The 19,246-nt window shown below is 68.2% G+C and carries 22 protein-coding genes and 1 tRNA gene; 14 read left to right on the forward strand and 9 right to left on the reverse strand.

Annotation, left to right across the window (positions count from 1 at the left end):
• Position 1: 1 nt before the first annotated feature.
• On the reverse strand, positions 2 to 616 hold the full coding sequence (locus ASF30_RS21730) for a vitamin K epoxide reductase family protein (protein ID WP_055911672.1): 615 nt from the start codon (positions 614 to 616) through the stop codon (positions 2 to 4).
• Positions 617 to 898: 282 nt separating this feature from the next.
• On the opposite strand from ASF30_RS21730, the gene ASF30_RS21735 reads away from it, so the two are divergent.
• The gene (locus tag ASF30_RS21735) at positions 899 to 3,655 is read left to right on the forward strand and encodes an Rne/Rng family ribonuclease (RefSeq protein ID WP_082468267.1); all 2,757 of its coding nucleotides are present in this window, start codon (positions 899 to 901) and stop codon (positions 3,653 to 3,655) included.
• A gap of 6 nt (positions 3,656 to 3,661) precedes the next feature.
• Here the strand turns inward: ASF30_RS21735 and ASF30_RS21740 are convergent, their stop codons facing one another.
• Positions 3,662 to 3,934 (reverse strand): DUF4031 domain-containing protein, encoded by a 273-nt coding sequence (locus ASF30_RS21740; RefSeq protein ID WP_055911674.1) that lies wholly within the window; start codon positions 3,932 to 3,934, stop codon positions 3,662 to 3,664.
• Between the two features lie 226 nt (positions 3,935 to 4,160).
• Between ASF30_RS21740 and rplU the strand changes: the two genes are divergently transcribed.
• The 12 genes from rplU (at position 4,161) to ASF30_RS21800 (ending at position 13,274) form a co-directional block, all read left to right on the forward strand.
• Positions 4,161 to 4,469 (forward strand): 50S ribosomal protein L21, encoded by a 309-nt coding sequence (gene rplU, locus ASF30_RS21745; protein ID WP_056163075.1) that lies wholly within the window; start codon positions 4,161 to 4,163, stop codon positions 4,467 to 4,469.
• Positions 4,470 to 4,488: 19 nt separating this feature from the next.
• Positions 4,489 to 4,746 (forward strand): 50S ribosomal protein L27, encoded by a 258-nt coding sequence (rpmA, locus tag ASF30_RS21750; RefSeq protein WP_055911677.1) that lies wholly within the window; start codon positions 4,489 to 4,491, stop codon positions 4,744 to 4,746.
• 107 nt (positions 4,747 to 4,853) lie between these two features.
• Positions 4,854 to 6,392, forward strand: coding sequence for a GTPase ObgE (gene obgE, locus ASF30_RS21755; protein ID WP_055911679.1), 1,539 nt, complete (start codon positions 4,854 to 4,856; stop codon positions 6,390 to 6,392).
• The gene (gene proB, locus ASF30_RS21760) at positions 6,389 to 7,171 is read left to right on the forward strand and encodes a glutamate 5-kinase (protein WP_055911682.1); all 783 of its coding nucleotides are present in this window, start codon (positions 6,389 to 6,391) and stop codon (positions 7,169 to 7,171) included. Before obgE ends, proB begins: the two co-directional genes overlap by 4 nt.
• A 29-nt stretch (positions 7,172 to 7,200) precedes the next feature.
• Positions 7,201 to 8,469: a glutamate-5-semialdehyde dehydrogenase gene (locus ASF30_RS21765; protein WP_055911684.1), complete on the forward strand. Its 1,269-nt coding sequence runs from the start codon at positions 7,201 to 7,203 to the stop codon at positions 8,467 to 8,469.
• A gap of 57 nt (positions 8,470 to 8,526) precedes the next feature.
• Entirely contained in the window at positions 8,527 to 8,739 is a 213-nt protein-coding gene (locus ASF30_RS21770) for a hypothetical protein (RefSeq protein ID WP_055911687.1), read from the forward strand.
• Positions 8,740 to 8,762: 23 nt separating this feature from the next.
• Positions 8,763 to 9,362 (forward strand): nicotinate-nucleotide adenylyltransferase, encoded by a 600-nt coding sequence (gene nadD, locus ASF30_RS21775; RefSeq protein ID WP_055911690.1) that lies wholly within the window; start codon positions 8,763 to 8,765, stop codon positions 9,360 to 9,362.
• The gene (locus ASF30_RS21780) at positions 9,359 to 10,759 is read left to right on the forward strand and encodes a hypothetical protein (RefSeq protein WP_055911693.1); all 1,401 of its coding nucleotides are present in this window, start codon (positions 9,359 to 9,361) and stop codon (positions 10,757 to 10,759) included. The genes nadD and ASF30_RS21780 overlap by 4 nt, the downstream gene beginning before the upstream one ends.
• A gap of 40 nt (positions 10,760 to 10,799) precedes the next feature.
• Entirely contained in the window at positions 10,800 to 11,177 is a 378-nt protein-coding gene (rsfS, locus tag ASF30_RS21785; protein WP_055911696.1) for a ribosome silencing factor, read from the forward strand.
• A gap of 75 nt (positions 11,178 to 11,252) precedes the next feature.
• A tRNA-Ala gene (locus ASF30_RS21790) sits at positions 11,253 to 11,328 on the forward strand.
• 252 nt (positions 11,329 to 11,580) lie between these two features.
• Positions 11,581 to 12,237 (forward strand): hypothetical protein, encoded by a 657-nt coding sequence (locus ASF30_RS21795; RefSeq protein ID WP_055911700.1) that lies wholly within the window; start codon positions 11,581 to 11,583, stop codon positions 12,235 to 12,237.
• Between the two features lie 218 nt (positions 12,238 to 12,455).
• Positions 12,456 to 13,274, forward strand: a complete 819-nt coding sequence (locus tag ASF30_RS21800) for an LLM class flavin-dependent oxidoreductase (RefSeq protein ID WP_055911703.1) — start codon at positions 12,456 to 12,458, stop codon at positions 13,272 to 13,274.
• Between the two features lie 71 nt (positions 13,275 to 13,345).
• Here ASF30_RS21800 and ASF30_RS22950 read toward each other — a convergent pair whose 3' ends face one another.
• The 7 genes from ASF30_RS22950 to ASF30_RS21830 form a co-directional block, all read right to left on the reverse strand.
• On the reverse strand, positions 13,346 to 13,522 hold the full coding sequence (locus ASF30_RS22950) for a hypothetical protein (RefSeq protein WP_157497575.1): 177 nt from the start codon (positions 13,520 to 13,522) through the stop codon (positions 13,346 to 13,348).
• Positions 13,519 to 13,701: a hypothetical protein gene (locus ASF30_RS21805; RefSeq protein ID WP_055911706.1), complete on the reverse strand. Its 183-nt coding sequence runs from the start codon at positions 13,699 to 13,701 to the stop codon at positions 13,519 to 13,521. The genes ASF30_RS22950 and ASF30_RS21805 overlap by 4 nt, the downstream gene beginning before the upstream one ends.
• Positions 13,702 to 13,789: 88 nt before the next feature.
• The gene (locus ASF30_RS21810; protein ID WP_082468268.1) at positions 13,790 to 15,022 is read right to left on the reverse strand and encodes a sensor histidine kinase; all 1,233 of its coding nucleotides are present in this window, start codon (positions 15,020 to 15,022) and stop codon (positions 13,790 to 13,792) included.
• Complete coding sequence (locus tag ASF30_RS21815; protein WP_200918510.1) at positions 15,019 to 15,687, reverse strand: response regulator transcription factor; 669 nt, start codon at positions 15,685 to 15,687, stop codon at positions 15,019 to 15,021. The genes ASF30_RS21810 and ASF30_RS21815 overlap by 4 nt, the downstream gene beginning before the upstream one ends.
• Positions 15,688 to 15,696: 9 nt before the next feature.
• On the reverse strand, positions 15,697 to 16,449 hold the full coding sequence (locus ASF30_RS21820) for an FAD:protein FMN transferase (RefSeq protein WP_235480459.1): 753 nt from the start codon (positions 16,447 to 16,449) through the stop codon (positions 15,697 to 15,699).
• Position 16,450: 1 nt separating this feature from the next.
• Positions 16,451 to 17,014, reverse strand: a complete 564-nt coding sequence (locus ASF30_RS21825) for an FMN-binding protein (RefSeq protein ID WP_055911710.1) — start codon at positions 17,012 to 17,014, stop codon at positions 16,451 to 16,453.
• Positions 17,011 to 18,420, reverse strand: a complete 1,410-nt coding sequence (locus tag ASF30_RS21830; protein WP_082468269.1) for a ferredoxin reductase family protein — start codon at positions 18,418 to 18,420, stop codon at positions 17,011 to 17,013. Before ASF30_RS21830 ends, ASF30_RS21825 begins: the two co-directional genes overlap by 4 nt.
• 89 nt (positions 18,421 to 18,509) lie before the next feature.
• Between ASF30_RS21830 and ASF30_RS21835 the strand changes: the two genes are divergently transcribed.
• Positions 18,510 to 19,244 carry a VIT1/CCC1 transporter family protein gene (locus ASF30_RS21835; protein WP_055911712.1) on the forward strand — a complete coding sequence of 245 codons (735 nt, stop codon included), beginning with the start codon at positions 18,510 to 18,512 and terminating at the stop codon, positions 19,242 to 19,244.
• Positions 19,245 to 19,246: the final 2 nt, after the last annotated feature.

Consider the following 19,246-nt stretch of genomic DNA (forward strand, 5'->3'; position numbering starts at 1 on the left):
GTCAGAACAGGTAGCCCAGCACGTCGAGGCGAAGCTGCGCGATGACGGCCACGATCAGGTAGCAGATCAGCGTGATCAGCGGGATCCATCCGAAGGCCGCCGCCGCGAACCGTTGGAATCGCTCGGTCGTCGGTATGCGTCCAGTGCGCAGGTTGTCGATCGTGACGATCCAGAACAGCGGGATGACCACGGCCCAGGTGAGCATGCACCACGGGCACAGCGTCGCGAGGATGTGGATGCTCTGGTACATCAGCCAGATCACGAAGGCGAGGGATCCGACGACGCCCACGTTGAGGCCGATCCAGAACCACGAGGCGAAGCGTGCCCGGGCGAGGATCGCGACGCCGATGGTGATGACGACGGGCCAGCTGATGAGTCCGATCACCGGGTTGGGGAACCCGAGCACGGCGCCCTGCGACGAGGCCAGGTTCACCGAGCACTGCACGATGAGACTGAAGTCGCAGGATGCGCCCGTTCCCGGGAACTCCAGGGCGTGGAACTTCTCCAGCGTCAGTTCGAACGCGGCCAGCAGCCCGATTCCACCGAGTACGGCGAGCAGGATTCCGACGAGGTAGGCGGGTCTGGACGCTGGACTGGTCGGGCTGCTGTCGCTCATGATTGGCGATTATGGCATGGCTGATCACCACCGATCTGTGAAGGCGTGCGATAATCGTGAGTGTCGACTGAGCCGCGCTCAGTCCGACGCCAAAGAAGGCTTGATGGGTGCAGTGCACCCGGACATTCGGTCCCAGACCGAGAGAAGTGGCAGCCAGAGCCAGTGTGCCGGCTGCAGACGACAGAGGATTAGCGAGATTCCGCACCGGCGGAGACTCGCGTGAGAGAGTACCCGGAACGCGGATGGCGCGGCCAGTCGCACCGGTCGAGGAGTGCCCCAGCAATGGTGGAGAACAACGAGAACACCGACCCGACGAAGAATGTCGGGGAGACCGGCGGACGCAAGCGCACGCGCATCTTCGGGGCTCGCAAGAGCCAGAAGAAGGCGGAGCAGGCGTCAGCCGAGCCCACGACGGCCGGAACGGATGCCGCCCAGTCGGCGGCTCCGGCCGCCCCAGTCGAGGCGCCCGTCGCCGCGGTGACGGAGTCCGTCCCCGCATCGGTCGTGGCCGACGCGCCGACGCCCGACGCCCCGGCCGCGGAGGCCGATGCCGAGGAGGCCGCCGCCGCCGAGCACCAGCCTGAGGTCGAGGCATCCGTCGCCCTGACGCTCTTCCCGGCGGCTCTGACCACGACGTCGCTCATCTTCCACGCGCCCGAGATCGCGGCGCTTCCGCCTCGCCCATCGCGCGGCGGACGCCCCGAGCGCGACGACCGCGACGACGACTTCGAGGAGTCGGAGTCGACGGTGCGTCGTCGGGCGCGTCGTCGCAGCGGCGACGAGAACCGCGGCGGGTCGGACGACCCCAGCAACACCGTCGTCAAGGTGCGCACCCCGCGTCAGCCCGAGCTCATCACCGAGCCGCAGCGCATCAAGGGTTCCACCCGCCTCGAGGCCAAGAAGCAGCGCCGCCGTGACGGCCGCGATGCCGGTCGTCGTCGGGCCGTCATCACCGAGGCCGAGTTCCTCGCCCGCCGCGAGTCGGTCGATCGCACCATGGTCGTGCGTTCCAAGAGCGCCCGCATCCAGATCGGCGTGCTCGAGGACGGCGTTCTCGTGGAGCACTACGTCGCGCGCAACCAGGACGCATCCCTCATCGGGAATGTGTACTTCGGCCGTGTGCAGAACGTGCTGCCCAGCATGGAGGCGGCGTTCGTCGACATCGGACGCGGCCGCAACGCCGTGCTGTACTCCGGCGAGGTCGACTGGGAGGCCGCCGCGGCGGAGAACCCCGGCGGCAACCAGCCCCGCCGCATCGAGCTCGCGCTCAAGCCCGGCGACAAGGTGCTCGTGCAGGTCACGAAGGACCCCGTCGGCCACAAGGGTGCCCGCCTGACCAGCCAGATCTCGCTGCCCGGCCGATACCTCGTCTACGTGCCCAACGGGTCGATGAACGGCATCAGCCGCAAGCTCCCCGACACCGAGCGCGCGCGCCTCAAGAAGATCCTCAAGGAGGTCCTCCCGGACAACCAGGGCGTCATCGTGCGCACTGCAGCCGAGGGTGCGACCGAGGAGCAGTTGACGCTCGACGTCAACCGCCTCATCGAGCAGTGGGCGTCGATCTCCAAGCAGCTCGAGACCGTGCAGGCGCCGGCTCTGCTGCACTCCGAGCCCGACCTGCTCATCAAGATCGTGCGCGACGTCTTCAACGAGGACTTCCAGAAGATGGTCATCGCCGGTGACGAGGCGCAGGAGACCATCGAGGCCTACCTGCGTGCTGTCGCCCCCGACCTGGTCGAGCGTGTCGAGACCTACACGGGCGAGAAGGACGCCTTCGACGAGTTCCGCGTGTCGGAGCAGATCGAGAAGGCCCTCGACCGCAAGGTCTGGCTGCCCTCCGGAGGCTCGCTGGTCATCGACCGCACCGAGGCGATGACCGTCGTCGACGTCAACACCGGCAAGTTCGTCGGCTCGGGCGGAAACCTCGAGGAGACCGTCACCAAGAACAACCTCGAGGCCGCGGAGGAGATCGTGCGTCAGCTCCGGCTGCGCGACATCGGCGGCATCATCGTCGTCGACTTCATCGACATGGTGCTCGAGTCGAACCGCGACCTCGTGCTGCGTCGTCTCGTCGAGTGCCTCAGCCGCGACCGCACCAAGCACCAGGTCGCCGAGGTCACCTCGCTCGGCCTCGTGCAGATGACGCGCAAGAAGCTGGGCCTCGGCCTGCTCGAGTCGTTCAGCGAGAACTGCGAGGTCTGCGCCGGCCGCGGCATCATCGTGCACCACGACCCCGTCGTGCGTCACCGCCAGCAGCAGCAGACCCCCCAGCCGGCCATCGCCGGTTCCGGCAACCGCCGCCGCGGTGGCGCACAGTCGGCTCCTGCAGCACAGTCCTCGGCTCCGACCGATGCAGCCAAGTCGGGCAACGGCACCCACGGCATCACCGAGGACGCGAAGCACGCCCTCGCCATGATCGCGGCGTCGACCCTGCACCCGCACGAGAAGGACGCCGCTGTCGCTGCCGTCGTCGCCGAGCCCGCCGAAGCGCAGGCACAGGCCGACGCCGTCGAGGCGTCGTCCACGTCCGACAACGCGGCGGGCGAGCGCAAGTCCTCCCGTCGTGGCCGCCGTGGTCGCCATGGCAAGGGCGAGCAGTCCCCAGCAGGCGACCAGGCGACCGGCTCCGAGGGGCAGAACGACGTCACCCCGTCGACGGATGCCGCAGCCGAGCCGGCACGCACCGAGCAGCCGGCCGCAGCGGCGGCTCCGGTAGAGGTCGCTGCGCCTGCCGCGGCGGCATCCGAAACTGGGAATCGCCCGGAAGAAAAGCGTCCGGCTTCACGACGTGCCCGTCAGGAGAAGCCCGTCACGGCCGAGGCTCCGGTCGCGATCCTCGACATCCCGGTGGCGAAGATCGTGCGCGAGCCGAAGCGCACGAACCCCGTCGAGACCGAGCACCTGCTCGACTCCGTGCTGGACTCGCTTCCGCAGCCCAAGCAGCCCGGACAGGGTCGTGCCCGCAGTCGGCGCGTCACGACGGCCGGACTCTCGACCACCCCGGTCGAGCCCATCGTCACAGCAGGCGGCGGCGAGTAGGACCCCCTACAAGCCCCGCCGTTCGCGGGCAGTCACCCGGAGTCCGCTCGCGCGGAGCCGGGTGACCAGCTCGCGATTCGACACGAAGACCGCCCCGGCGGCCACGAGAGCCTCATGGCGCTCGAGCGGCACGTCGTAGTGGTCTCGGTCGAAACCACGCCTGGGGATGCCGTTCGCGGCAGCGAAGGCGTGGAGTTCATCGAGTGAGGCGTCGCTGACGAGATGGGCCCAGATCGTGTCGTGGGCCGGCCACATCGGCTGGTCGATGAGCACGGTCATGTACGTGATCATAAGGCGGACCACCGGGCGACGCGCCGGGTGGCCCTGTTTGACCGAGGTAGTTCCATCGGCTAAACTCGACCGTTGGTGTGTGTTGGATTCTTCGTCCTCACCGTCACCACGGTTTTCTGGTTGGCCAGGTCGGCTCGGATCGGTCAACCCAGCGGAATTTCACCGTGAAACGAATCGGGGCTTCTCGGAGCCCCCCAGAGAATAGGTACGTAAAGTGGTTTACGCAGTTGTGCGCGCCGGTGGCCGCCAGGAAAAGGTCGAGGTCGGGACCATCGTCACGATGGACCGCATCAAGGCTGACAAGAACGGCAACGTCGAGCTCGCTCCGGTGCTGCTTGTCGATGGCGACTCGATCACCTCGGACGCCAAGTCGCTCGAGAAGGTGACCGTCACGGCCGAGGTCCTCAACGACCTCCGCGGTCCGAAGATCGTCATCCAGAAGTTCAAGAACAAGACCGGATACAAGAAGCGTCAGGGCCACCGTCAGGAGCTCACGCGCGTCAAGATCACCGGCATCAAGTAAGCCCTGAGGAGACTGACAGATGGCACACAAAAAGGGCGCAAGCTCCACCCGCAACGGTCGTGACTCGAACGCACAGCGCCTCGGCGTGAAGCGCTTCGGCGGCCAGGTCGTCGGCGCAGGCGAGATCATCGTCCGCCAGCGCGGCACGCACTTCCACCCCGGCGCCAACGTCGGCCGTGGCGGCGACGACACGCTGTTCGCCCTCTCGGCCGGTTCGGTCGAGTTCGGCCAGAAGGGCGGCCGCAAGGTCGTCAACATCGTGGCGGCCGCCGAGTAGGCACCGCACGATTCGATGGACGCGAGGGCGGGCTTCGGCTCGCCCTTCCGTCTTTCCAGCGCACGTCCACCCCGGGCATGTGCACCCGATGTTCAGGAGAACCCCGCATGACCACCTTCGTCGACAACGTCACGCTCCACCTGCGTGCCGGTCATGGGGGCAACGGATGCGTCTCCGTCCGTCGTGAGAAGTTCAAGCCCCTCGCCGGCCCCGACGGCGGCAACGGCGGCCACGGCGGCGACATCATCCTCGTCGCCGACCCGCAGACGACCACGCTGCTGGGGTACCACCGTGCTCCGCACCGCTCGAGCGACAACGGCGGCCCCGGCATGGGCGACCACCGCGCTGGCGGCAACGGCGGCGACCTCGAGCTTCCCGTGCCGCTGGGCACCGTCGTCAAGGACCGAGAGGGCAACGAACTCGCCGACATGAGCGAGCCCGGCATGCGCTTCATCGCCGCGCCAGGCGGCCAGGGCGGGCTCGGCAACGCCGCCCTCTCGACCACGAAGCGCAAGGCGCCCGGCTTCGCCCTCCTCGGCATCCCGGGCTACGAGGGCGACGTCGTCCTCGAACTCAAGACCGTCGCTGATGTCGCCCTCGTCGGCTACCCGTCGGCCGGCAAGTCCAGCCTCGTTGCCGCCCTGTCAGCCGCGCGGCCCAAGATCGCCGACTACCCGTTCACCACGTTGCACCCCAACCTCGGCGTCGTCCAGGCAGGCGAGGTGCGGTACACCATCGCCGACGTTCCCGGCCTCATCGAGGGCGCCAGCGAGGGCAAGGGACTCGGCCTCGAGTTCCTGCGCCACGTGGAGCGCTGCACCGCGCTGCTGCACGTGCTCGACTGCGCCACGCTCGAGCCCGGCCGCGACCCGATCAGCGACCTCGACATCATCCTCGCCGAGCTCGCCGCCTACCCGGTTCCCGAAGGACAGAAGCCGCTCTTGGAGCGCCCGCAGCTCATCGCCCTCAACAAGATCGACGTGCCCGAGGGCCGTGAGCTCGCCGACTTCGTCAAGGCCGACCTCGAGGAGCGCGGCTACCGCGTCTTCGAGATCTCCACGGTCAGCCACGAAGGCCTGCGCCAGCTGAGCTTCGCACTGGCCGAGCTCGTCGAGCAGGGCCGCGCCGAGATCGCAGCCGAGCCCGCACGGGAGCGCATCGTGCTGCGCCCGAGCGCCGTCAACGAGCAGGACTACACCGTCAAGGTCGAAGGCGGCTCGTACGGCGACATCTACCGCATCCTCGGCGTCAAGCCCGAGCGGTGGGTCGCCCAGACCGACTTCGCCAACGACGAGGCCGTCGGCTTCCTCGCCGACCGCCTCGCCAAGCTGGGCGTCGAAGAGCGTCTGTTCAAGGCCGGCGCCGTTGCAGGCTCGACCGTCGTCATCGGCAAGGGCGAGGGCATCATCTTCGACTGGGAGCCCACGCTCACCTCGACGGCCGAACTCATCACCGCTCCCCGGGGAACCGATGCCCGTCTCGACGGAGCCCGCCGCCGCACCAGCGACGAGCGTCGCAGCACCTACTTCGAGCGCATGGACGCCAAGGCCGAGGCTCGTGCCGAGCTCGAGCGCGAGCGCGAGGCCGGTCTCTGGAAGGACAGCGACCACACCGACGGAACTGAGATGGAGACCGAGGAACGGTGAGGATCAGCGAGCGAACGGACATCGAGCGCGCCAAGCGCGTCATCGTGAAGGTCGGTTCGTCGTCGATCAGCGGCGACAACGCCGGACAGATCCCACCGCTCGTCGATGCCCTCGCCGCCGCGCACGGGCGTGGTGTGGAGATCGTGCTGGTCTCGTCCGGCGCCATCGCCACGGGCATGCCCTACCTGCAGCTCGAGGAGCGACCCTCGGATCTCGCCACCCAGCAGGCTGCGGCATCCGTCGGCCAGAACCTGCTGATCTTCCGCTACCAGGACAGCCTCGACCGCTACGACATCGTCGCCGGTCAGGTGCTGCTGACGGCCAACGACCTCGAGAACCCGACGCACCGCTCCAACGCCCAGCGCGCGATGGCGCGCCTGCTCGACCTGCGCATCCTGCCGATCGTGAACGAGAACGACACCGTCGCGACCCACGAGATCCGCTTCGGCGACAACGACAGGCTGGCGGCCCTGGTGGCGCAGCTTCTCGACGCCGACCTGCTCGTCCTGCTGAGCGACGTCGACTCGCTTTACACCAAGCCTCCGCAGGAGCCGGGAGCCGAGCGCATAGTGAACGTGCCGTTCGGGGATCTCCTCGACGGGGTCGTCTTCGGCTCGACGACTGTCAACAGCGTCGGCACCGGGGGAGCCTCGACCAAGGCGTCGGCTGCTCGCCTCGCCGCGGAATCGGGCACTGCCGTGCTCGTCACCTCGACGGCCCTCGTGAACGAAGCCCTCACCGGAGCCGACGTCGGCACCTGGTTCTCGCCCGCGGCGTAACGTCTGCAGGGCTGCCCTAGGCTGGATCCATGCCTGAAACGGATGCCGCCCTCCCCGGATTCGAGGCGCGCCTGGAGGACGCCCGCACGGCGTCGTTCGCCTTGGCCGTCGCGACCACGGCCCAGCGGAACGACGCCCTTCTCGCGGTCGCCGCGCACCTGCGCGGAGCCGTCCACGACGTCATCGCGGCCAATTCGCTCGACCTCGACAACGGCCGAGCGGCCGCCATGTCCTCCGGCCTGCTCGACCGACTCGCGCTCGACGGCAATCGGGTGGAGGCGCTGGCCACCTCCGTGGAGCAGATCGCCGGACTCACCGACCCCGTCGGGGAGGTGGTGCGCGGCAGCACCCTGCCGAACGGCGTGCGCATCTCGCAGGTGCGGGTGCCTTTCGGCGTTGTCGGAGTCATCTACGAGGCCAGGCCCAACGTCACCGTCGACATCGCCGCCCTCGCCCTCAAGAGCGGCAACGCCGTCGTGCTGCGCGGCGGCTCGGCCGCTGAGAACAGCAATCGCGCCCTGGTCGGCCTGATCCAGGACGCCCTGGAGTCCGTCGGGCTGCCGCGCACCGCCGTGCAGACCATCGACGACTTCGGCCGCGACGGGGCTCGCGCGCTCATGCAGGCTCGCGGATTCGTCGACGTACTCATCCCGCGCGGCAGCGCCGACCTGATCAACACCGTCGTCGCCGAGTCGAAGGTCCCTGTCATCGAGACCGGCGCCGGCGTCGTGCACATTTTCCTCGACGAGAGCGCGACGCGCGACTGGGCCGTTGACATCGTGCACAACGCGAAGACCCAGCGTCCGAGTGTCTGCAACGCCGTGGAGACCGTGCTCGTCCACGCGGATGCCGCCGAGCGACTGCTGCCGGCCGTGCTCGACCGGCTCGCGGCATCCGGAGTCACAGTCCATGGCGACGAACGCACCAGGGCCATCTGGCCGACGGCTGCACCAGCTACGGCCGAGGACTGGGGCACCGAGTACATGAGCCTCGACGTGACGGTCGGCGTGGTCGACTCGCTCGACGACGCCATCCGGCACATCCGTCGCTATTCGACGAAGCACACCGAGTCGATCATCACGAACGATCTGCGCAATGCGGAGCGCTTCCTGAACGAGGTCGATTCTGCGGCCGTCATGGTGAACGCGTCGACGCGTTTCACGGACGGCGGCGAGTTCGGCTTCGGCGCCGAGGTGGGCATCTCGACCCAGAAACTGCACGCGCGGGGTCCGATGGGGCTCATCGAGCTCACCAGCACCAAGTGGATCGTGCGTGGCGATGGCCAGGTGCGCGGTTAGCGGTACTAAACTCTCGGAGGGGCGAAAAGGCCGATACCGCCGCGAATGGAGAAACACATGACGTTCCTGACCACAGTTCTGACTGAGACGGAAGCAGCATCGACCAGCTTCCCGACGATCATCTTCGGCGCCATCGCGCTCGTCATCTTCGCCGCCCTCGGTTTCGTGGTCTGGAGCTTCCGCGACGTGGCCAACCGTCACGCTGTGAAGGCAGAGGCGTACGCCGCGGCCCACGGTGGCGGCCACGATGCTCACGGCGGCGGGCACTGACCGGAATCGGCTGAAGCCGACTCATGGGAGAGTCCTCGCGCCGGCGCCGGGTGGGCGTCATGGGTGGCACCTTCGACCCCATCCATCACGGGCACCTCGTCGCCGCGAGCGAGGTGGCGCAGTCGTTCGACCTCGATGAGGTCGTGTTCGTCCCGACGGGTCAGCCATGGCAGAAGGCCGCCGTCTCGACGGGGGAGCACCGCTACCTGATGACGGTGATCGCCACGGCCTCCAATCCGCGGTTCACGGTCAGTCGAGTCGACATCGATCGCACGGGCCCGACGTACACGATCGACACGCTGCGTGACATCCGTGCAGCGCGTCCGGAGGCCGAGCTGTTCTTCATCACCGGAGCTGACGCCATCGCGCAGATCCTCACCTGGAAGAACGTGCACGAGCTCTGGGAACTGGCTCACTTCGTCGCTGTGAGTCGTCCGGGACACGATCTGAGCATTTCTGGATTGCCACAGGCCGACGTAAGCTTGTTGGAGGTTCCCGCACTTGCGATCTCCTCGACCGCCTGCAGGGAACGTGTGAACCGGGGCTACCCGGTCTGGTATCTGGTACCCGACGGCGTGGTCCAGTACATCTCGAAGCACCATCTGTATCGGAGTGCGGCATGACGACGTGGCAGGATCAACCGCCACTGACGCGCAGACAGGCGCGTGAAGCGGAGCGTTCGCAGGAGAGCGCAGCTTCGCCGAGCCCTCTGACTCGCCGCGCGGTCACCACCGAGCCGACCCCGGGCGGGGAGACCCCCCAGCTCGTCACTCCCTACACGGGATCCATCGACACGGTCAGCAACGGCGACGGTGCCCGCGCCGAGAAGAGCGACTACGACGCGGTCCTCGCCGCACGCCCCGCAGCTCCGAACTACGCCGGATCATCCTTCGCAGCCGGAAGCCTCACCAGCGCTCCGCCGCAGGCACCAGCGCAGGTGGCGCCAGACGAAGCGCCCTCGTTCACGACCCCGGCATCTCCCACTCCAGAGTTCCGTCAGCGTTCCTACGCTCCCGGCGGCTCCGCCGGCCTCGAGACCGCTCCTCCTGCAGTGCCGGCCACTGAGGCCGCAACCGAGGATGCTGCCGATGGCGCGGTCGACGGCGACGGAACGCCGCTGCGCACGCTCACCCGTCGCGAGTTGCGCGCCATGCTCGCTGAGCAGGAGGCCGCCGCGGCGGCCGAGTCGGCCACGGAGGTCGTGGTCTCGGCCCCTGCAACCCTGGCCGAGGCCGAGCCGACGGCATCCGACACCGGCCGTCGTGTCACCTGGTCGCCGCCGGCTCCCGAGCCGGAGGCTGAGACGCGACCGGTCTGGGAGACCGCGCAGACGGCGATCTCGGTGCCCCCCACTGTCGCCGTCCCCGTCGTGCCGTCCGCGCCCGCCGCTCAGCCCGCTGCAGCCATCGTCGTGCCCCCGGCCGATGCCCCGGTCGCGCCGGCTCCGGTCGCGCCGCCCGCCACCTCACCCTTCGACTTCGGCCACGTCGAAGACGTGCAGCCGGCGAAGCCGATCGGCCACTGGTCGATCGCAGCCGACCATGAAGACGACCGCGACGTCACCGGAGTGCAGCCGTCGTTCGACCAGCTCCTCTCTCGTGGCATCGCCGCCGGCGGAGTCTCCGCCGGGGGAGTGCCCACCACCACGAGTGCGCTCATCCTGCCGTCGATCCCGCAGAGCGGCGACGGTTCGGTCGCCCTCACGACCGGCGAGGTGCTGGTCACCGGTTCGTTCGACCTGCCCCGCAGCCTCGGCTCGACCGGCGCCCACCCCGATCGCATCGATTCCTCCGACATCGATCGACTCTTCGAGCTCGAGGATGCCGCGCCCGCAACGGGCGCCCAGCCGATCCGTGCTTCACGGGCCGTCAGCGGGCACACCTCGACGCGAGACGTGATCCAGCCCCCGCAGAAGCAGAGCCGCTGGACCGTCCCCTTCATCCTCTCCATCTCTGCGGGCGTTCTCGCCGTGGGCGTCGTGGCCCTCATCATCGCCGGACTCGTGTCCGGCATCTTCTGATGCGCCGACAGCGCATCTCATCTCATCAAGGAACCACTTCATGCCTGCCACCGAACGCGCCATCGAACTCCTGAACATCGCCGCACGCGCGGCCGATTCCAAGTCGGGTGAAGACCTCGTCGGTCTCGACACCTCCGGCCCCCTGCCGTTCGTCGATGCCTTCCTCATCGTCACGGGCAACTCCGAGCGCAACGTCGTCGCCATCGCCGGAGAGGTCGAGGACGAGCTCCTCGCCGCCGGCGTGAAGACCATCCGCCGCGAGGGACGCTCCGATGGACGCTGGATCCTTCTCGACTTCGGCGACATCGTCGTACACGTCTTCCACCAGGAGGACCGTCAGTACTACGCCCTCGAGCGCCTCTGGAAGGACTGCCCCGTCGTGCCCCTCGAGCTGCCCGTGCACGACACGCGCGACTGAGGCCGCTCGATTTCTCACCGCCTCGCGAATGTAGTAATCTAATCAAGTTGCTTCCGGAGGAATTCGGAAGAGAACGGGTCTGTGGCGCAGCTGGTAGCGCACCTGCATGGCATGCAGGGGGTCAGGGGTTCGAGTCCCCTCAGATCCACCAAAACCCCTGATGAACGTTATGTTCTCAGGGGTTCTTTTCTTCAGGCCGGTGCCCGTCGGCCTCCTGGGGATGGTCCTGCCATCGTTCTGATAGCGCCATTCGCTCCGCAGCGGATCATCCGCTGGGTGCTGTCGCACGTTCGATGCAGCGGATGCGTGCAACCTCGCCGCTCCCCTTCGGGTGCCGTGACGGCGTCCACCCTCAGCTCTAGGGTGGACGATGTCGGAGGCCACACCGGGGGACGGGGCAGCAGTGAATTTCGAAGCACGCCAGCAGGCGATCATCGACGCTGCCCGAGAGCGCCAGATCAGCTACGACCACGCTGCCGTCTGGATCGGCTACCCGGAGATGGTCGGAACAGCACCCGCCGGCTTCATCGACCCGAGCCGAGCGACCGCCACCGCTGAGGTGAAGCCCGGGCGGAGGAGGCTTCGCGTCGTGGCGGGGATCCTCGCTGCTCTCGCCGTCGCCTTCTACCTCGTCGGCGCGCTCATCCTCGTGACGAACCAGTGGGTGTTCGACAGGTTCGGCGGCTACACCCCCGAAGGCCTGTTCCAGTTCCCTCGCGCGAACGGCTTCCCGGACGACGCGATCGGACTGGCATCCATCATCGTCGCGATCCCCGGCCCGATCCTCGTCTGGGTGGTCGGCTTGTTCTACCTGTTGACCCGCACTCGGCTCGGTGCGGCTGGCATCTTCTGGTGGATGGTCGCGGCCATCGCCGTCGTCGTCGGAATCGCCGTTTTCGGCCCGATCGTCGTATTGGTCACGCTGTTCAGCTACGGGCTCGGGGCCATCGTGGGAACGATCCTGCTCGCTCTCATCATCGGCGGGATCGTCACGGATGCTCGCGCGCTGCGGAAGGCGACCGAGCCGCCGCTGATCGCGGCCCGGAAGAATCTGCCGTAGGAGAACCGACCCCACCCCGAGTACATTCGACCTCAGCGAACCCCCGACGAAGCTTTCACCGTCGGGGGTTCCGCCGTGCCGGGCCTCACGAAGCGCCTGCTCGGGGTGCGCGTCGGCAGGTGGAACGCCAGCAGTCCCGTTGCCGTACTCCTCCGGGAGTAGGCATCCGCCTCCCTAGGTCGGATGCGGAGGAGCCTGCACGCGCGCAGGATGGGGTCATGAGTGAATCACCGCGCCCTTTCCGCTTCGGCGCCATCCTGTCCGTCCGTGGAGGTGCACGAGCATGGGCGGACTCCGCGGTCGAGATCGAGGCCCTCGGGTACTCCACCCTCCTGGTACCGGACACACTGTGGACGCCGTCGCCGTTCCTCGTACTCACCGCCGCCGCGACGACGACGTCGACGCTGCGGTTGGGCACGTGGGTGTTGTCCGCACCCCTCCGGAGGCCGGCCGAGGTCGTTCGCGAGGCGAAGACCCTGCAGGAACTCTCGGGCGGTCGTCTCGAACTCGGCATCGGAGCGGGCCGCCCCGAGGGGGAGCGGGACGCCGCAGTTCTCGGGGCTGAGTGGGGCTCGCCGCGGGATCGGGTCGATCGCGTACGCGAGGTGATCGCCGCCGTGCGTGCGCAGGTGGATCCGGCGCCGACGATCGTGGTGGCGGGTCAGGGCGATCGGATGCTGCGCATAGCCGGCGATGCGGCCTCGACTCTCGCCCTCCCGGTCCCGCCGGTCACCGACCTCGATGGACTGGTCGTCACCACCGACAGGGTCACTGCGATCGCGGGCAGAGGTCTCGAGCTCAGTCTGGCGGTAGCCGGAGTCGGCGATGACCTGCCCCCGTGGCTCCGACAGCAGATGGGACTCACCCCCGATTCCCTGCGGCGATCGGGATCAGTGGCCCTCCTGTCGGGCGACGTCGGGCGCGATGCAGACACGCTCGACCGACTGCGCTCTCGCACCGGGATCTCCTACCTGACGGTGCCGGGCGAGTTCGCGTCGCGGCTCGCACCACTCGTCGCACGGCTCAGCCGGCACTGACCCGGAGGTGATCGCGCCGCGCACCTGCTCGCGGCAGATGCGTCGTCAGACGCTGGATGTCACGCGTCGGGTCACTCGGCACCGTCGCCGGCATCCGTCGTGCCCGCAGACGCGTCGTCAGCCAGGTTGTCGCCCGAGTCATCCGTAGCGGCGTCGACCTCGTCGGCCGTGTCGTCGGGATTCGTCAACTGGTAGTCGACCTGGTCGTCCGGGCTCTCATCCGGCTGGGCGTTGGTGCCGTCGCTCATCGTTCGTCTACCTCTCCGCGTTGGTCGTGTTCGTCGTCGGGCCCTGTCGGTTGCTCCTCGGTGACCATGCGCCTGCCCATCGCGAGGGCGTCGGCGGGCTCATGGTCGGCGACAAGGGGGCGGTCACTCTGCGCTCCCGTGTCGGCCTGCGGTTCATCGCGGGTGGTCGTGTCGGTCATGGTTCCAGTGAACGCCCATCGCCCGGAAGCTGACAGGGCTTGACAGGTGGCTGGACGGGCGAGATCGAGCAGCCGGGGGAGGAATCGCTCAGCGATCCCGAACGGGGATGCGCACTGTGATGCTGGCGCCGCCGCCCGGTGAGGTGGCGGCAATCGCGACGGATCCACCGTGACGGCTGGCGACATCGGAGACGAGAGCCAGGCCCAGCCCGTAGTGACGCTGTCCGGTCGGGTCGGTGTCGATGGGGCGCGAGGTGGCGAATCGCTCGAAGGCGCGGCCGGCCAACTCCGGGGGAAATCCCGGGCCGTCGTCCGCGACGGTCACGACGGCCTCCTTTCCGGATGTTGTCGCCGTGATCGTCACCCGGCGGCGCGCGTGGTCGAGAGCGTTGGCCAGCAGTGCGACGAGCATGCGCTGAAGTGCTGCCGGGGCGCCTGAGATCGGGAGGGGTGCTGCATCCGTGACATCGAGCTCGATGCCCCGGTCCGATGCCTCCGTGGTGAACGTGGCGGCAACCTCCCGGATGCTCGCAGTCAGGTCGATGTCCTCGAAGTTCGTCACCTCACGCGGATCGGCGGCGATGAGAAGGTCCTCGAGGGTGGCTGTGAGGTCACGTGCGTCCTGCACGATCTCGTCGAGGCCCGTCCCCAGCGCGCCGCTCTCCTCGGCGAGCGGCACGCGGCGCCTCAACAGTTGCGCCCGGGTGCTGAGCAGGGTGAGGGGCGTGCGCAGCTCGTGGCTGGCGTCGGCGACGAATCGGCGCTGAAGGGAGAGTGCGTCGGCGAGCGGACGGATGGCGCGTCGGGCCATCCACGTGGCTGCGACAGCACTCACCACGAGCGCTGCCACTCCGGCGGCGACCAATGCGGTGAGGAGGCGTGACAGCTCTTCGCGGGCTTCCTGTTCGTCGACGGCCACCTGCACCACGTGCCCGTGTTCAAGAGACGTGAGCACGCGGAAGGTATGTCCATCGGCGGACACCTCTGAGCTGAGCGCCTGGCCGCTCGCACCCACCTGGGCGAGCGCGGCCGTGTCGGGTAGCCCCGTTGGCATCCCTCGGGACGATCGAGTGGGGTCACCGTCGTCGTCGATGATCGTCACCCACACTCCTGCTGGAAGGTCACGCGGCGAGTCGACCTGGGCGGCGTCGCGCAGGGTGCGGTCGAGAGTCTCGTTGGCGCTGCGGCTCACGAGGCCGTACACCAGGGCGCCTAGCAGCAGGAAGAGCACACCGATGAGAGCGGTGAACTGCAGCGTGAGTCGGCGCACAGCCCGCCGCATCTCTCGATCGTCGGCCGTGTTCCTCGCTGGCCCCGTCATCGCTGGACCCCGATGCGATAGCCGATGCCGCGCACCGTGAGGATCACGCCGCGACCGAGTTTGCGCCGCAGATAGTGCACGTAGGTGTCGACGACACCGAGGTCGTCAGCATCGGGGAAGACCTCGTCCAGCAGGTCGGCTCGCTCGAACACCTGGTTCGGCCGTCGCGCGAGCTTCTCGAGCAGGTCGCTCTCGCGCTCCGAGAGCATGATGCTCCCCGCTCCGTCGAGGGTCACGAGGCGGCTGTCGGCGTCGAATCGCCCACCGGGAACGGGGAGAACGGGGGAGGTCGGTGCGCGACGCCGCAGCAGGGCCCGGATCCGGGCGAGGAGCTCGCCGATGTCGAAGGGCTTGGACAGGTAGTCCTCGGCACCGCGGTCGAGCCCTTCGACGCGATCCGCCGGATTTCCGAGGGCGGAGAGGACCAGCGCTGGTGTCGCGACGCCCCGAGCGCGGAGCTTGTCGAGCACGTCGAGGCCCTCGATCACCGGGAGCCCCCGGTCGAGCAGGAGGAGGTCGAAGCTGGAGGTGAGTCCTTCGTGCAGCGCTCGCTGTCCGTCTCGGGCGATGACGACGGCGTATCCCTCACCCTCCAGCAACTCACCGAGCATTCCGGCGAGACGACCGTCGTCCTCCACCACCAGGATGCGCGCGTGCTCGGTCATGCTCGAAGTCTAGGCAGCGTGCTGCGTGATCAGACCGCGCAGCCGCGGGGTGACCTCGACGACGCCATCCAGGTCGACGATCAGCACGTCGACATCCCAGCTATCGGTAGCGGCATCGCGGCTTGCACGCCCGCCCGAGAGGATCGCAGTGGCGAGCACATCGGCCGTCACGATGTCGGATGCGACGACTGTGACCTGACGGAAGTCGGCGAGGCCCTGACGCCAGATGTGTTCACCGCGCTCGGCGGTGCCCGAGGTGGCGATGGCCGGCCGCTGCGGGTCGAGCGGGACGGTGCAGAGCAGCGCCCCACGGTCGTCCGGATCGAGGACGCCGACAGTCCACGCCTGCCCGGCCGCATCCGCATGCCCGATGACGACACCGTCGCCACCGATGGAGACGAGCGCATCGGCGATGCCGGCACCCTGCACGAGGTCGAGTGCGCACTGGATGGCCTGCGCCTTGACGATGCCGGAGAGGTCGATGACGCCGTCCGGGCGATGAGGGTCGAAGGTGCCGTTGGTGGCGAGTTTCCAGTCGATGGCTGCGGCATAGGACGACAGGAATTCGGGCGACGCCTTCGTCATGGCCGATTCTCGGCTGGCAATGCGGCTGATCTCGCTGTTCGGTCGATACAGACTGAATCGGGCCTCGACCTCGTCGAAGGCGGCGTGGATGGTGGGGAGCAGCGCAGCATCCGGCGGACCGGCTGCGAACGCCAGGCTCGCAACGGTCCCCATGGTCTCGAAGTGCTCGCGATGCATGTCAGAGCCCGGCCTGATCGATCGCCGACTGCAGGGACGTGAGATACGCCTCGCTGGTGTAGGTGGCACCTGACACCATCTGCACGGAGGCCGACTGCGCCGAGAGCACTTCCTCGCGCAGCACAGGGGCGGCGCTATTGCTGATCTGCACGGAGCGGCCATCGGCATCCGTGAGGTGCAGTGCCTCGACGTCGGTGATGGAGCCATCAGCAACGATGATCTGCACCTGCACATCGCCGAAACGGGTGCTCGCCACCGCTCCTGTGAAGGTTCCGGATGGCCCAGCCGCGGCGGGTGCCTGGGCGCTCGTGCCCGTGTCGGTGCCGATGCCCGTGTCGGACGTGCCCCCGGCGGAGCTTGCCGAGCCCGTGCTCGTCGAGGCATCCGAGGTGCCGGTCGTGGCTGAGCCTTCGGAGCCGCCGGTCGTCCCGGCAGGGGTCGTGCCGCTCGCGGTGGGCGCGGCCAGCCCCGGGGACCCGACATGGGCCTGCGCTCCCATCTGCCAACTGATGACCAGGACGGCCGATGCCGACAGGATGCTCGCCGCTGCTGCTCGTCTTCTCACCAGTCGAACCTCTCCACGTGGATCTGCTCATCGCGCAGGCCGGCGGCCTGGGCATCCGCGACCACCAGGTCCGACCACGCCTGCGGTCCGCAGATGTAGAGGTCGGAGCTGGCGAGGTCGGGGAACGTACTGCCGAGGGTGACACCGCGCCGATAGTCGTCGGCCGACATCCAGGTGTCGAGGTTCGCGGGTCGACGACCTGTCATCGTGTACGCCTGTCCACGCGATGCGGTGGCCAACGCGATCGTCTCGTCCCAGAGGTAGTTCTGGTTCTCATCCGTTCCCCGAAGCAGCAGGGTCGCCTCTCCGGGCGCCAGGCTGGAATGCTCGAGGAGGGCGCGTGCTGGTGTGACGCCGATGCCGGCCGCGATGATCGCCAGGTGCGGTGATGTTCTGGTGACATCGGTGAACACACCGTACGGACCCTCGATCGAGACCGGAGTTCCGGGCCGCAACCGCGAGAGACGCGCTGTTCCGGCGCCGAGTTCCCGCACGGTGATGCGTGCCGAGGTGTCGGTGGGTACAGCGGAGAAGGAGATCGGGTGAGCGTGCCACCACGTGCCAGCGCTCCAGAACCGCCAGATGGCGTACTGGCCGCCGTTGATGCGGAGGTGGTCGAGGTCGCGTCCGGTCAGGTGGATGGAGTAGACGCCGGTGGCGACGTTCTCGATCCCGGCTACCCGGATGCCGTGCCTGAACGAGCGCACGATCGGCACCGCGAAGCGGAAGCACGCGACGGCCGCGAAGGCCAGGACGTAGAGGATGATCCAGTAGGTGCGCTGCCAGGTTCCCTCGGCGAGCACACCGCCCACGCTCAACTGGTGCGGAACAGCCACCAGCACGGCGGCGTAGCTCAGCAGGTGGATGGCATGCCAGGCCTCGTAGGGGAAGCGGCGTCGCACCGCGACGAGCGAGCTCACGACGACGACGATCAGCAGTCCGAGACCGAGGTAGGCGAAAGCCATGTCGGGCGTGGTGAACATCGTCACAGTCTCGACGACCACGCTCTGTCCGTCTGCCATGGCCCACCCCACGGTGAGAAGGGCGAAGTGTGCGAGCAGGAGGTAGAGCGCTGGCTTGCCCAAGCGTCGATGGAAAGCCATCGCCACGTCCTGTCCGACTGCGCGGTCGATGATCGGGATGCGGGCGGCGATGAGCAGCATCACCAGGATCAGGTTCGTGCCGATGAGGCCGGCCGTGATGCCCACGGCGTCGATGAGGCTCGAGGGGCTCGCAACCGAGCTCAGCCCTCCATAGGCGAGGTAGAGGCCGACGGCGAGCGCCACCGAGGTCCAGAATGCGATGAGCAGCAGATCGCCGGAGCGCAGTCTCCTGCGCGTGCGGACACGGCGGTCCCGATCGCGGGTGGGGTTCCACCGAGTGGTCGCCCGGGTGGTGGTGGTCATCGTCCCTCTCCTGTCGTCCACCTCAAGGATGACCTCCCTTTCTTCCAGCATTCTTAGCCGCAGCTCCGGATGAGTGGTTGAGTGGCCGCATGTCGATCGCACCAGTACCTCCTCACGATCAACACGCAGACGAGCCGCACCGGGGAGGGATCGCCCAGCGCCTGAACTGGCTGCGGGCCGGTGTCCTGGGCGCCAACGACGGCATCGTCTCAGTGGCCGCGATCGTCGTCGGCGTCGCCGGTGCGACCATGGCGAGCGCACCGATCCTCACGGCTGGGATCGCCGGGCTCGTCGGCGGTGCCGTGTCCATGGCGTTGGGGGAGTACGTCTCGGTGAGCAGCCAGAGCGACAGTGAGAAGGCCCTGATCGAGAAGGAGCGCCGAGAGCTCGAGGACATGCCCGAGCAGGAGCTGGCCGAACTCGCCGGACTGTACGAGGCGCGCGGCCTGTCAGCGGAGACGGCGAAGCAGGTGGCGGTCGAGCTGACCGCGCATGACGTGCTCGCGGCCCATCTCTCTGCAGAGCTGAACATCGATGCCAACGACGTGGTGAGCCCGTGGCACGCCGCCTTCGCGTCGGCTCTCGCCTTCACGCTGGGCGGCATCCTTCCGCTCCTCGCCATTCTCCTTCCCCCCGAGGGGTGGCGCGTGCCCGTCACATTCGTGGTCGTGCTGGCGGCGTTGGCGCTCACCGGATCGATCGCAGCGAGCATCGGAGGAAGCTCGAGACTGCGCGCGATGTCGCGTGTCGTCATAGGAGGAGCGATCGCCCTCGTCGCCACCTTCGCCATAGGCGCCCTTCTCGGCACCGCAGGCGTCGTCTGAGA

The sequence above is a fragment of the Leifsonia sp. Leaf264 genome, assembly GCF_001422325.1.
Lineage (GTDB): Bacteria > Actinomycetota > Actinomycetes > Actinomycetales > Microbacteriaceae > Orlajensenia.